The sequence below is a fragment of the Caloramator mitchellensis genome, assembly GCF_001440545.1.
Classification (GTDB): Bacteria; Bacillota; Clostridia; order Clostridiales; family Caloramatoraceae; genus Caloramator; species Caloramator mitchellensis.
The window spans coordinates 322,874-336,271 of sequence record NZ_LKHP01000001.1; the positions used below are offsets into that span (position 1 = coordinate 322,874).

The following is a 13,398-nucleotide window of genomic DNA, read 5'->3' on the forward strand; positions in this document are numbered from 1 at the left end:
GGGGGGTAGTATGGACTTATTTAAGTTGTTTAGTAGGGAACAGCCATCAAAGGATGTTGCTAAAGAAAGATTAAAGCTGATTTTGATTCATGATAGGGCAAATGTTTCCCCGGCGTTTCTTGATATGTTGAAAAGCGAAATTATAAGAGTAATTTCTGATTACGCCGAAATAGATGAAAGAGGACTTGAAATCAAACTAACTAAGGCTGGAGAAGAAGGAATAAATAACCCAGCTCTTATAGCCAATATACCAATAAGAAAAATGAAGGAATCAACAAAATGATTTTTAAGCTGCTTTTACTTGAAGCAGCTTAAATTTTAATCTTTTTTGAATAAATAAACTTATTTGTTTTAATAAAGTAATTATTGTGTTATAATCTTAAAAGCAGAATAGGAAGAAGGTGATATGAATATGATACGCAAGCTTGGATTTGATAAGAAACTTCTAAAAAATATAGATTATTCAATAATTTTCAGTTTAATCGTTATAGCTATATCAGGATTACTATCGATTGGCGCTGCAACACTGGCATTTAACGATGGAAGCATGCAAAGAGTTATATTTCAAGGTTTATGGTTCATTGTTTCAATTTTTCTTTTTGTAATTATTATCTCGTTTGACTACAATATGATAGGTGGATATTATAAAATAATTTATATAGTTTCAAATTTATTATTAGTTGCTGTTTTACTTTTTGGTTCTGTTAGAAATAATGCAAAGGCATGGCTTGGAATTGGGCCGTTTGGAATACAGCCATCTGAATTTGCTAAAATAGCAATAATAATCACCATTGCAAAACTGCTTGAGGATATGGAAGATATAAATACCTTTAAAAATCTTTTTAAAATTGCAATGGTATCATTGATTCCTATGGCACTTATACAGCTTCAGCCTGATACAGGGACAAATTTAATTTTTGTCATGACAATATTGGGAATGATATTTGTTGCTGGACTTGACCTAAAATTCATATACTGGAGTTTATTTACGGCTATTTCTTCGTTTGCATTGATATGGAAGCTCAACATATTAAAGGAATATCAAAAAAATAGAATATTAGTTTTCTTAAAACCTGAAATGGACAAATTAGGTGCAGGATATAACGCATACCTTGCTAAAATAGCAATAGCATCAGGAAAATTTTTTGGAATTGGATTAACTAACAGCGGTTTAACGGATGGAAAATTTATACCTGAAGCTCCAACTGATTTTATATTTTGTGTCTTTGCTGAAAAATTTGGATTTATTGGGACATTGTTATTGTTATTGGCGTATTTAAATATCATACTTAAGGGTATCAATATAGCAAAAAGTTCAAAGGACAAATTTGGGATGTATCTTACAGTAGGAATTTTATCTATGTTCATATTTCAAATACTGCAGAATATAGGTATGGATATTGGGCTTATGCCTATTACAGGAATCCCACTGCCTCTGATGAGCTATGGTGGAAGTTCATTAATGACGACCATTATAGCCATTGCTCTAGTTATAAATGTTGGAATGAGAAAACAAAAGATTAATTTTTAGTAGTATAAATTAAAAACTTAAAGCATATTAATTAATATCTGAATTCTAATATCATAAGTATATGGTGATTAGAATTCAGATTTTTTAAATTAGGGGGTGGGATAATGTATTATCCGAACTATAGCAACTTTTATAAGCAAAAAAATAGAAAAAATTCAGATTATCTTCAAAAATTAATAAACAACCTGTCTATCGTATTAATAATATTTATTGTTTTTTTAGGACTGAAATTTATAAAGACGGATAATGCAATAAAATTAAACGAATATATTAAATCAAATATTGAAAAAGATTATACTTCAACAATCAAATCCTATGCGATTAGCAAATTAAGCAAAATAAATATTAAATCAATTAACGTTTTTAGTAATAATGATTTTATGCTTGAATTCTTACCAGTGGACGGTAAGGTAATAGTTAAATTTGGAGATAAGTTAAATAGTGCTGATGATTCAAGCGTTTCAAAGGGAATTATTATTCAGACTGACAAAACTTCGGATGTCAAAAATGTATTTGACGGCTATGTTGAAAAAATTGAAAACAATGATAAACTTGGATTGATATTAACTATTGACCATCACAATGGATATAAAAGTATTTACGGAAATCTTGGAGAAATTAGGTTTGTAGAAGGAGAAAAAGTTGAAAAGGAAGATGTTATCGGGATAAATTCGCTTGACCCTGTAAGTAAAAAATACAATCTATATTATGAATTAATTCAATCCAATGCGTCTGTTGACCCACTAAAATTTTATAAAACTAATTAAGGTGATAAAAATAATTTAATAATTATTTTAGATATCCCCATGAAATTATTTCATGGGGATATCTAAGTAAGTAGCATGAAATGGTTTCTTAGATTATTTTAAGAAAGCCTATTAATAATTTTAGTTGCTAAATTCAATATACTTTGCTATCATTAATCTGTATTTCTTGGATACAATAAAATTAATATAACCGTTTACGGGAGGAAAAAATATGATTAATATACCAGATGAAGTTTTGTTAAGGGTTCAAAAGCCTGCAAGATATATAGGAGAAGAAATAAATGCAGTAAAGAAAGATACTGATAATGTAAAAATAAGATTCGCCATGTGTTTCCCCGATGTATATGAGGTAGGAATGTCACACCTTGGAATAAAAATATTATATCATCTCTTAAACAATAGGGAAGATACATATTGTGAAAGAGTATTTGCGCCGTGGGTGGACATGGAAGAAGAAATGAGAAAAAACAATATACCACTTTATGCTCTTGAGTCAAAGGATGAGATAAAAAGGTTTGATTTTGTTGGTTTTACTTTGCAATATGAAATGAGCTATACGAATATAATAAACATGCTTGATTTAGCAGGAATACCAATATATTCAAAGGACAGAGAGGGATTCCCATTTGTTGTTTTTGGTGGTCCAAGCGCCTTCAATCCTGAACCTCTTGCAGATATTGCAGATTTTTTTGTAATTGGAGAAGCAGAAGAGGTTATAATGGAAATACTGGATGCCTATAAAGATTGGAAGGACAGCGGAAAGGACAGGATTGAGTTTCTAGAATCAATTGTAAACATCCAGGGCATATATGTTCCATCATTCTATGATGTTTATTATAACGAAGACGGAACAATATCAAAATATGTTCCCAAAAAGAACACATATCCAAGCAAGATTAAAAAAAGAATTATTAAAGACTTAAATAAATCATTTTATCCTGAATCATTTATAGTACCATTAACAGAAATTGTTCACGACAGAATAATGCTTGAAACTTTTAGAGGATGCACAAGAGGATGTAGATTCTGTCAGGCGGGCATGATATATAGGCCGATAAGAGAAAGAACGACCGATAAACTTGTTGAAATGGCAGAAAAGCTTGTTAACAATACTGGCTATGACGAAATCTCTCTAACATCACTTAGTATATGCGATTACTCAGACATTCAAAATCTTGTCATGAGTTTGATTGCCAGATATGAAAAGGAAAGAGTAGGCGTAGCACTACCATCATTAAGAATAGACTCATTTTCAGTTAGTCTTATAAATGAAATTCAAAAGGTAAGAAAAACTGGATTAACATTTGCCCCAGAGGCCGGCTCTCAAAGAATGAGAGATATAATAAATAAAGGCGTAAATGAAGAAGATTTGATAAATTCAGCAACACAAGCATTTAAGTCTGGATGGAATAGTATAAAGCTATACTTTATGATTGGGCTTCCATTTGAAACGAATCAAGATGTTGAGGGGATTGCTAACCTTGCTCAAAAAGTTGTAGATGCTTATTTTAGCATACCAAAGGAAGAAAGAATGAAAGGATTAAATATCACAGTGAGCACATCTTCTTTTGTGCCAAAGCCTTTCACACCATTTCAATGGGAACCACAAGATAGAATAGACACCATTAAGGAAAAACAGAAACTGCTAAGGGAAAAGATAAGAAGTAAATTCATAACCTACAACTACCATGAGTCATATGTTAGTTTTCTAGAAGCTGTTTTTTCAAGAGGCGACAGAAGATTGACGAAGGTTTTAGTTAAGGCATTTGAAAAGGGTTGTAAATTTGACGGCTGGAATGAGTATTTTAATTATGACAAATGGATGGAAGCATTTAAAGAATGCGGCATAGATCCAGAATTTTATGCTTATAGAAGGCGCAATATAGAGGAAATATTGCCATGGGATATTATTGACGCAGGAGTTACAAAAGAATATCTTATCAGAGAATATCAAAAATCAAAAGAATGTGCAACTACAAAGGATTGTAGACTCGGCTGCACGGCATGCGGTATAACAAAATATTTAGAGGGCGGTGCTTGCTTTAATGGAACGATATCTAATAAAGTTTCAGAAGATAGGTAATATAAAATTTTTATCTCATTTAGATACATTAAGAACATTGCACAGAGCTTTTAAAAGGGCAAACTTGCCAATTAGTTACTCCAAGGGTTTTAACCCGCATCCAGCTATATCTGTAGCATCTCCTCTATCTGTGGGCATTGAAAGTTTTGCAGAATATGCTGATATAGAGTTAAATGATTATGTAGAAAAGGATGAAATAATAAATAAATTGAATCAACAGCTTCCGGATGGATTTAATATTGTAAACGCTATTCACATTAAAAAAAAGGCCCCCGCTGCAATGGCGGCAATTTATGCTGCTGAATACAGGCTAATATTTAGCCAAGAAATAAAATTAGAAACTTTAATTGAGGAAATAATTAACTCGCAGGAAATTCAAATGATGAAAAGAAGTAAGTCTGGTGAAAGGCTTGTTAACGTAAGACCTTTTATATATAACCTCGAGTTAATTGATATCAATGATAAAAAAGTATTAAAAGCACTATTGCAGAACAGTAATCAAGGAAGTTTGAATCCTGATTTGCTTATTGAAGTTATAAAACAAAAAGTAAATAAGGACATTGGATATGTAAAAATAATTAGAACAGAAATGTATGCAAATAATAATGAATTAGTTGATTTTATAAGTTATTTTTCAAAAGCTGAGGTGTAAAAATTGAAGCAAATTTACATCGATTTTGGAATAACTCAGAATAGATTCTTGGAAATAATTGATGGAAAAATAAATAATTTATATGTCGATAACCTTGATGATGGAAACTATTCTGGCAACATATATAAGGCAAGGGTAGATTATGTAGATGAAAAACTAAAATCAGCCTTTATAGATATAGGGATTAATAGAAATGCTATAATGCAGTTAGGAAATTTGAAGATAAGAAAAGGGGACGAATTTTTAGTTCAAGTAAAAAGCGATTCAGAGGGGGAAAAGGGACCTAAGGTAACCAGTGAATTAACATTTCCTGGGAAAAATTTAATATTGCTGCCAGGAGAAAAGATTGTTAAGATATCTAAAAAAATAGAGAATCGCGAGGAGATTGATAAACTGTGTGAACTTGGAAGTATGCTTGTAAAAAGAGGATATGGAATAATTTTTAGAAATACTGCAGCTTCAAAAGAAAAAGATTGCCTTATTGAAGAGTTTGAAGAATTGATAATAAAGTGGGAAAAAATAAAAAAACAAGCAGAATATGCTAAGGCCCCAAGTTTACTTTTTAATCAAAGGGATTTTTTAAACTATATATTTACTGAATTAATATATGAATATGATTCAGTCTACATTAAAGACTTTATTTATATAGAAGGATTGAAAGAATACATTGATTTAAATAGACTGCAAATAAATACATTAGAGTATGTTGAAAGAAGCATTTATGATATTTTGATGAAAAATCATACTTTAGATGGAGTAAAAATTACAATTGATGAAGTTGAAGCCTTTACTATTTTTGATGTAAATAGCGGCGACAATAAAAATACTTCACACTCTTTTTTTGAAATAAATAATAAAGCAGCAGCTAAAATATTCGAATTAATAAAACTTAGAAACATAGGTGGAATAATATTTATTGATTTTATTGATATGCATTACGATGACAAAAAGAAATTGCTTCAATTATTCCAAGAAGAATTCAAGAATGATACTGTTCCTAATAAAGTGTATGGGTGGACAAAACTTGGAGTATTAGAAGCGATGAGGGCAAAAAAGGGAAAGAAACTAAAAGATTTAATTTATTCAAATTACTACAAGGAAATTTACAATCCCAATTACGCACTCAAACTTATAGAAGATTATATTTTTGAAAATGCTAAAAAATTCAACAAGAACAGTTTTGAGGTTGTATCAAGTGCTGAAATAGCAAACTTAAGCGACAAAATTGAGTTTGAGAAAAAAATAAAGAATAAATATAAAGTTGATTTAAAATTAAAGACTCATAATGATATCCAAAATTTTAAATTTATTTAGCTTTTCGTTGACAAATATATGCCATTATGGTAGAATTGCAATGTAAACCGCTCGTAACGGGCCTTAAAGGTTGTCCTGCCTAGTTTGCGGCGAGTCTCGATTGAGGAGGTGTAAGAGGATGTATGCATTAATAATGACAGGCGGAAAGCAATACAGAGTTTCAGAAGGCGATGTAGTTTTCGTTGAAAAATTATTTGCCGATGTTGATTCAACAGTTGAATTCAACGAAGTTCTTGCAGTTTCAAAGGATGGCAAGTTAGTAGTTGGAGCTCCTTATGTTGAAGGTGCTAAGGTTACAGCTAAAGTAGTAAAGCACGGCAAGGCAAAGAAGATCATTGTTTTCAAGTATAAGAGAAAGAAAGATTACAGAAGAAAGCAAGGTCATCGTCAACCATACACTCAAGTTAAGATTGAAAAAATCGAAGCGTAATTTTAATATAGAAACCTTCAAAGGAGGTGTGATCAATGGCTCATAAGAAAGGTGTCGGCAGTTCCAAGAACGGTAGAGATAGTGAATCCAAAAGACTCGGGGTCAAGAGACACGATGGTCAAGTTGTTCTTGCAGGTAATATACTTGTAAGACAAAGAGGAACTAAGATACATCCAGGTGAAAACGTAGGAATCGGTAAAGATGATACATTATTTGCTCTTATAAATGGCGTTGTAAGATTCGAGAGATTAGGTAGAGATAGAAAAAAGGTAAGCGTTTATCCACAAGAAGTTGCACAATAATCAAAGTGAAAAATGCACCCAAAAGGGTGCATTTTTGATTAAATAGAGGTGAAATTATGAATGATGAATTTATAACTGAATTATCAGTTAAGCAACTGCGCCTTATAAGACATAGCTTCATGAATAATCTTCAGGTTATTTATGCATATCTTCAAATAAATAAACCAGAAAAAGCCATTGATTACATAAAGGAAATTAATAAGAAAGTTTTGCGATTGAGTTTAATATATAATCTTGACAATCCGTTATTTTCACTGATGATGCAGGATATTGTTATGGAAATAGATAAATTTGGTTTAGATTATGAAATAAATACGCTTATTGACTGCATACCGAATGAAATCTTTACAAAGAATAAAAGTGAAACATTTTATTTATTTGAAATATTAAAGAACAAATTAGTAGAAGGAATAAAAAATACAGAAGAAAATAAAAAAATATATATTGAAGTTGCGAAAAACGATCATATATATGTAACATTTTGCAATACCGAGTTAAAGGAAGAACTAAAAAACGCTGATTCGGAAATGGTTTATAGTCATGACGATATTGAACTTAAATTTTTTAAATTTGGAAATAGTTTTTTAATTCAATTAATTATACATCAAAGTAGGTGATATAATGTTTGTTGATGTAGCTAAAATATACATCAAAGCTGGAGATGGCGGACATGGGGCAGTTTCTTTCCGAAGAGAAAAATATGTTCCCTTCGGAGGACCAGATGGTGGAGATGGCGGAAGAGGGGGAGACGTTGTTTTTGTAGTTGACCCTGGACTTAGAACACTTCTGGATTTTAGATACAAAAAAAAATATAATGCTTCCCCGGGCGAATCAGGTGGAGCAAGCAATAGATTTGGAAAAGACGGTGAGGATTTAGTAATAAAAGTTCCACCTGGAACGGTTATAAAGGATGCAGAAACAAATAGAATTATTGCAGACCTGAAGGATGAAAAAGATAAGGCAATAGTTGCAAAGGGAGGTAGAGGCGGCCGAGGAAATGCAAAGTTTGCAACACCAACAAGACAAGCACCAAACTTTGCTGAGCCAGGTATGCCAGGTGAAGAAAAATGGATAGTCCTTGAATTAAAGCTAATAGCTGATGTTGGACTAATAGGATTTCCTAACGTTGGAAAATCAACGATACTTTCAATGGTTACTGGCGCTAAGCCAAAGATTGCAAACTATCATTTTACCACATTAACACCAAATCTTGGAGTTGTAGATTTAGCTGGTGTTAAAAGCTTTGTTCTTGCTGATATACCAGGACTTATTGAAGGTGCGCATGAAGGTGCAGGCCTTGGAATAGACTTTTTAAGACATATTGAAAGAACAAGAGTTTTAATTCATGTTATCGATGTCTCTGGAATTGAGGGAAGAGACCCAGTAGAGGACTTTTATCAGATAAATGACGAATTAAAACTTTATAATGAAAAATTAGCTAGCAAGCCTCAGATAATTGCAGCTAATAAAACCGATATTCCAGGTTCAGAGGAAAACATCGAAAAATTAAAATCTGAAATGGACAAATTAGGCCTTAAGGTATTTAGTATTTCTGCTGCAACTAATCAAGGGCTTAAGGAATTAATACAGTATGCAGCGAAGGTGTTAGAAGAAACACCAGCGCAAGAGGAAGAGATACAGGAGTGGTATACTCCAGAGGAAAAGAAATTCACTTATGAAATTAGAAAGGCTGATGATGGGGCATACGAAATAATAGGCTCTTTTGTAGATAGGCTGCTATTATCAGTAAATATTTATGATACAGAATCGTTGAAATATTTCCATAAAGTGCTTGAAAAAAGAGGAATAATTGAAGAACTAAAAATGATGGGAATACAAGATGGAGACCTTGTAAGAATGAACGACTTTGAATTTGAATTCGTTGAATAGAGGTGAAAGGATGCTTAAAGGCAAACAGAGAAGCTACTTAAGAAGCTTGGGAAATAAAATAGATGCCATTATTCAGATAGGTAAAAACGGAGTTGATGATGCCGTTTTAAATCAAATAAGCGATGCACTTAAGGCAAGAGAGTTAATTAAAGTTACGGTGTTAAAAAACAGCCTATTAGACCCATATGAAACATGTGGTTATATTTGTGGTAAATTAAACGCAGAGCCTGTTCAAGTGATAGGAAATAGATTTTTAATCTATAAAAGAAACGAAGAAAATCCTACAATTGCAATTCCGAGATGATTTTTAGCATGCAAATAAAATTTGCATGCTTTTTTTGAATTTTTTGTGTTATAATATCCATTGGAGTATCTTTATGGAGTGATAAAATATGAAATTTGGTATATTTGGAGGGACTTTTAACCCAATACATACAGGACACTTGATAGTTGCTAATGAGGTGTTAAATAAACAGAAGCTGGACAAAATTCTATTCATCCCTACCGGTAATCCACCACATAAAGATGTAGACATCATACCTGCAAGCATAAGATATGAGATGGTTAGATTAGCGATTGAAGATAATCCGAACTTTATCATTTCAGATATAGAAACCAAAGAGGAAGGATATGCTTATACATATGACACTTTGACAAAATTACAGAACATATATTATGTAAACAAATTTTATTTTATAATTGGATATGATGCGTTTAGAGATATTGATATGTGGAAAAATGTATATGAAGTTTTTAAACTTGCTGAATTCTTAGTTGTAAATAGAGAAGCGAATATTAATTCAACAATTACTTTGCTAAATGAAAAGACAAAAAAATACGGTGGAGATGCTAAATATATAACTATACCAAACATTGAAATTTCTTCTTCTGAAATTAGAAGAAGGATAAAGGAAGGAATGGATTTTAGATATTTAGTGCCAGATAAAGTATATGACTATATTAAAACAAACAACCTTTACAAGCAGAGGTGAAAAAATGAATATTAAAGAAATTGAACAAAAATTGAAATTTATTCTTGATGAAAAAAGAATGATTCATTCCCTAAACGTTGCAAATTCTGCTTTAGAATTAGCTAAATATTATGGGATTGACCTGCAAAAGATAGAAGTTGCTGCGCTGCTACACGATTGTGCAAAAAATTTTAGCAAAGATGAATTAATTACTTTAGCTGGAAATTATAAAATTGAAATTGATGAAGTTCAAAGAAATTCGCCTTTTCTACTACATGGTCCAGTAGGTGCATATTTCGCAAAATATGAATTTGGGATATATGATGACGATATATTTAATTCAATATATTTCCATACGACAGGAAGAAAGAACATGTCGCTTTTTGAAAAAATAATATATATTGCTGACATGATATCCATCGATAGAAGCTATCCGGAGGTAGATTTGATAAGGGAATTAGTCAAAGTTGACCTTGATAAAGCGTTAATTGAAGCAACAAATAGCACTTTAAAATATGTAATTCAGAGAAATTTGTTAATTCATCCATTGACTATAGATTTTAGAAATTGGCTGCTTATGAAAGGTGGAAAATAGATGGCTAAGAAGAAATTTTTAAAAAAATTAATTATTTCTTTATTAACAATTATAGTATTGACAGGAGGGTTAGTCTTTGGCTATGGGTTATATTATATTAATAAAGTTAGTGAACATGAACCTGTAAAAGATTTTAAAATAAAAAAACCTGTTAATGTCCTTTTATTAGGCGTTGATATAGGGGATCCCAACAATAAAAACACATCTCATAAACGTTCGGATACGATGATGCTAGTAAGATTTGACCCTGTAAACAATAAAGTTTTTATGCTTTCGATTCCACGAGATACGAGGGTTAAAATAAATGGAGAATATAAAAAAATAAATTTTGCCCATTCGATAGGTGGAATTGGGCTTGCTATAGAGACTGTTGAAAATTTGTTGGATTTAACAATTGATTATTACTTTGAAGTAGATTACGAAGGATTTAGACAAGCAATTGACTCAATAGGTGGCGTCGATGTAATAATACCAAGGGATATGAATTATGATTCCCACGATATAAAAATCCACTTTAAAAAAGGGGAAAAAGTTCATTTAAACGGTGAGCTTGCAGAAAAATTTGTGAGGTGGAGAAAAAACAACGATGGAACTGGCTATGCAATGGGGGACCTCGGTAGAATTTCAACTCAGCAGGAATTTCTAAAGCTTATTTTGGACAAATTAAAGACTCCTTCAGGAATCATAAGAATACCTTCATTGATTAAGACCGTTGCAACATATTCAAAGACAAATATTTCACCCAAAGCAATGATTTACTATACCTATAAGATGTTAACACTTGATAAGAATTCAATTGAAAATCAAATACTTAAAGGCGAAGCAAAATATATATCTGGTATTTCTTATTTTGTTTATGACGGAGAGGATGCATTTTTAAGTAATTTTAGAAACCCTAATAAAAACGTTCAACTCGTTATATTAAATTCTACGAAGGTTAATGGATTAGCTAAAAGATATAAAGAAAAATTGATACATCAAGGGTTTATAGAAATAGAAACTGGTAATTATGAAAGCAAGTTAGAAAACTCTGAAATACGGGCAAATGATAAATATATAGCAGAAGAAATTAAAGGTATATTAAATTTTGGCGATATTAAAGTATTAGACGATGGTCAAAATTCAAAGGTGGTTATTATATTAGGACAGGATGCTGTAAAGTGATTAACTTTTAATTATCCTTCATATTATATACTAAGAATAGTTAAGGAGGTCATATTTTGGTAACTTCTCAAAGTATAGCGTATTTTATTTCAAATGCGGCTTCAAATAAGAAGGCTAGAGATGTTAGAATATTAAATGTTATGCATCTTAGCCCAATTGCTGATTATTTTGTTGTTTGTAGTGCAAGTTCAACTGTTCATGTTAAGGCAATAGCAGATGAGATTGAGGATAAGATGGCGGAAAAGGGGTATGATTTAAAGCATAAAGAAGGCTATAATTCAGCAAGGTGGATACTTCTTGATTATGGTGATGTGATAGTTCATGTATTCCACAATGAAGACAGGGATTTTTATGATATTGAAAGGCTTTGGGCTGATGCAATAGCAGTTAATGTATAAACCTTTGACATTTATCCATTAATAATATATAATATACCATAAATTTAATATTTCAGCATATTAAGGAGTAGTAGATTGAAACGGCATAAAGAGAGCTGGTGGTTGGTGCAAACCAGTATGCACGTCAATCGAACTCGCCTTTGAAAAATTATGCAGGGAGACCTTTATCAAAATTAAGAGGGCTTTTCGCCAATTAGGGTGGTACCGCGGGTTCCCCGTCCCTAAGGGATGAGGAGCCCTTTATTTTATATATATCAGGAGGTGTATTATGGCTTTTTATGACTATTTAGAAATCGAAAAGAAATGGCAAAATCTTTGGGAATCAAAAAACAATTTTCATGGTGTTGATTTTTCAGAAAAAGAAAAATACTATATGCTAGTAATGTTTCCTTATCCATCAGGAAGACTCCATATGGGGCATGTAAGAAATTATTCGATAGGGGATGTAATAGCGAGGTTTAAAAGAATGCAGGGATATAACGTATTACATCCAATTGGATTTGATGCATTTGGACTTCCAGCAGAAAATGCAGCAATAAAGCATGGGACTCCTCCAAAGGATTGGACCATAAATAATATGGAGGAAATGGAAAAACAGTTAAAGTCACTTGGAATCAGCTATGACTGGGAGAGAGAAGTTAAAACATGCTTGCCAGATTATTATAAATGGACTCAGTGGATGTTCCTTCAAATGTATAAAAATGGTCTTGCATATAAGAAAAAATCGTTTGTAAATTGGTGTCCATCCTGTCAGACAGTTCTTGCAAACGAACAGGTAGTTAATGGCAAGTGCGAGAGATGCGGAACTGATGTTGGGAAGAAAAATCTTGAACAATGGTATTTTAAAATAACTGATTATGCAGACAGATTATTAAAGGACATTGAAAAGCTGAAGGGATGGCCAGATAAGGTTAAGACAATGCAGGAAAATTGGATAGGAAAGAGCGAGGGTGCTCAAATTCAATTTGGAATAGAAGGTAGAGAAGAAAGGATAACGATATTTACTACAAGACCTGATACAATATTTGGAGTAACCTATGTTGTGTTAGCACCTGAACATCCGCTCGTGAAGGAACTTGTCAAAGGAACAGAATACGAAAATAGTGTAAATGAATTCGTCCAAAAAATGCAGTTTATGAATGAAATTGCGAGAACTTCAAGCGAAACAGAAAAAGAAGGAGTATTTACAGGTGCTTATGCCATAAATCCACTGAATAACGAAAGGATTCCTATTTGGATAGCCAACTACGTATTAATGGATTATGGAACAGGTGCTGTTATGGCGGTTCCTGCACACGATG

At 32.0% G+C, this 13,398-nt stretch carries 16 protein-coding genes and 1 other annotated feature; all 16 genes read left to right on the forward strand.

The window, feature by feature from the left end:
• Positions 1–10: 10 nt before the first annotated feature.
• Positions 11–283, forward strand: a complete 273-nt coding sequence (minE, locus tag ABG79_RS01555) for a cell division topological specificity factor MinE (protein ID WP_057976413.1) — start codon at positions 11–13, stop codon at positions 281–283.
• Between the two features lie 123 nt (positions 284–406).
• On the forward strand, positions 407–1,531 hold the full coding sequence (gene rodA, locus ABG79_RS01560) for a rod shape-determining protein RodA (protein WP_083490275.1): 1,125 nt from the start codon (positions 407–409) through the stop codon (positions 1,529–1,531).
• 104 nt (positions 1,532–1,635) lie between these two features.
• Complete coding sequence (locus tag ABG79_RS01565; RefSeq protein WP_057976416.1) at positions 1,636–2,298, forward strand: murein hydrolase activator EnvC family protein; 663 nt, start codon at positions 1,636–1,638, stop codon at positions 2,296–2,298.
• A 211-nt stretch (positions 2,299–2,509) separates the two neighbouring features.
• Positions 2,510–4,381: a TIGR03960 family B12-binding radical SAM protein gene (locus ABG79_RS01570; RefSeq protein ID WP_057976418.1), complete on the forward strand. Its 1,872-nt coding sequence runs from the start codon at positions 2,510–2,512 to the stop codon at positions 4,379–4,381.
• Complete coding sequence (locus ABG79_RS01575) at positions 4,344–5,033, forward strand: TIGR03936 family radical SAM-associated protein (protein ID WP_057976420.1); 690 nt, start codon at positions 4,344–4,346, stop codon at positions 5,031–5,033. The genes ABG79_RS01570 and ABG79_RS01575 overlap by 38 nt, the downstream gene beginning before the upstream one ends.
• A gap of 3 nt (positions 5,034–5,036) precedes the next feature.
• Positions 5,037–6,347: a ribonuclease E/G gene (locus ABG79_RS01580; RefSeq protein WP_057976423.1), complete on the forward strand. Its 1,311-nt coding sequence runs from the start codon at positions 5,037–5,039 to the stop codon at positions 6,345–6,347.
• A gap of 118 nt (positions 6,348–6,465) precedes the next feature.
• Positions 6,466–6,777, forward strand: a complete 312-nt coding sequence (gene rplU / locus ABG79_RS01585) for a 50S ribosomal protein L21 (protein WP_057976425.1) — start codon at positions 6,466–6,468, stop codon at positions 6,775–6,777.
• 35 nt (positions 6,778–6,812) lie between these two features.
• Positions 6,813–7,079: a 50S ribosomal protein L27 gene (gene rpmA, locus ABG79_RS01590; RefSeq protein ID WP_057976427.1), complete on the forward strand. Its 267-nt coding sequence runs from the start codon at positions 6,813–6,815 to the stop codon at positions 7,077–7,079.
• A 56-nt stretch (positions 7,080–7,135) separates the two neighbouring features.
• A complete protein-coding gene (locus ABG79_RS01595; RefSeq protein ID WP_057976429.1) occupies positions 7,136–7,696 on the forward strand; it encodes a Spo0B domain-containing protein in 561 nt (186 codons plus the stop codon).
• A gap of 4 nt (positions 7,697–7,700) precedes the next feature.
• Complete coding sequence (gene obgE / locus ABG79_RS01600; RefSeq protein ID WP_057976430.1) at positions 7,701–8,969, forward strand: GTPase ObgE; 1,269 nt, start codon at positions 7,701–7,703, stop codon at positions 8,967–8,969.
• Between the two features lie 10 nt (positions 8,970–8,979).
• Entirely contained in the window at positions 8,980–9,273 is a 294-nt protein-coding gene (locus tag ABG79_RS01605) for a YhbY family RNA-binding protein (protein WP_057976432.1), read from the forward strand.
• 88 nt (positions 9,274–9,361) lie between these two features.
• The gene (gene nadD, locus ABG79_RS01610; protein ID WP_057976434.1) at positions 9,362–9,961 is read left to right on the forward strand and encodes a nicotinate-nucleotide adenylyltransferase; all 600 of its coding nucleotides are present in this window, start codon (positions 9,362–9,364) and stop codon (positions 9,959–9,961) included.
• Between the two features lie 4 nt (positions 9,962–9,965).
• Positions 9,966–10,535, forward strand: coding sequence for a bis(5'-nucleosyl)-tetraphosphatase (symmetrical) YqeK (gene yqeK / locus ABG79_RS01615; protein WP_057976436.1), 570 nt, complete (start codon positions 9,966–9,968; stop codon positions 10,533–10,535).
• Entirely contained in the window at positions 10,536–11,699 is a 1,164-nt protein-coding gene (locus ABG79_RS01620; protein ID WP_057976438.1) for an LCP family protein, read from the forward strand. It begins immediately after the preceding gene.
• Between the two features lie 56 nt (positions 11,700–11,755).
• A complete protein-coding gene (rsfS, locus tag ABG79_RS01625; RefSeq protein ID WP_057976440.1) occupies positions 11,756–12,097 on the forward strand; it encodes a ribosome silencing factor in 342 nt (113 codons plus the stop codon).
• 54 nt (positions 12,098–12,151) lie between these two features.
• Positions 12,152–12,323: a binding site (T-box leader), on the forward strand.
• Positions 12,324–12,362: 39 nt separating this feature from the next.
• On the forward strand, positions 12,363–13,398 hold a 1,036-nt coding region (leuS, locus tag ABG79_RS01630; RefSeq protein WP_242859288.1), incomplete at its 3' end, for a leucine--tRNA ligase.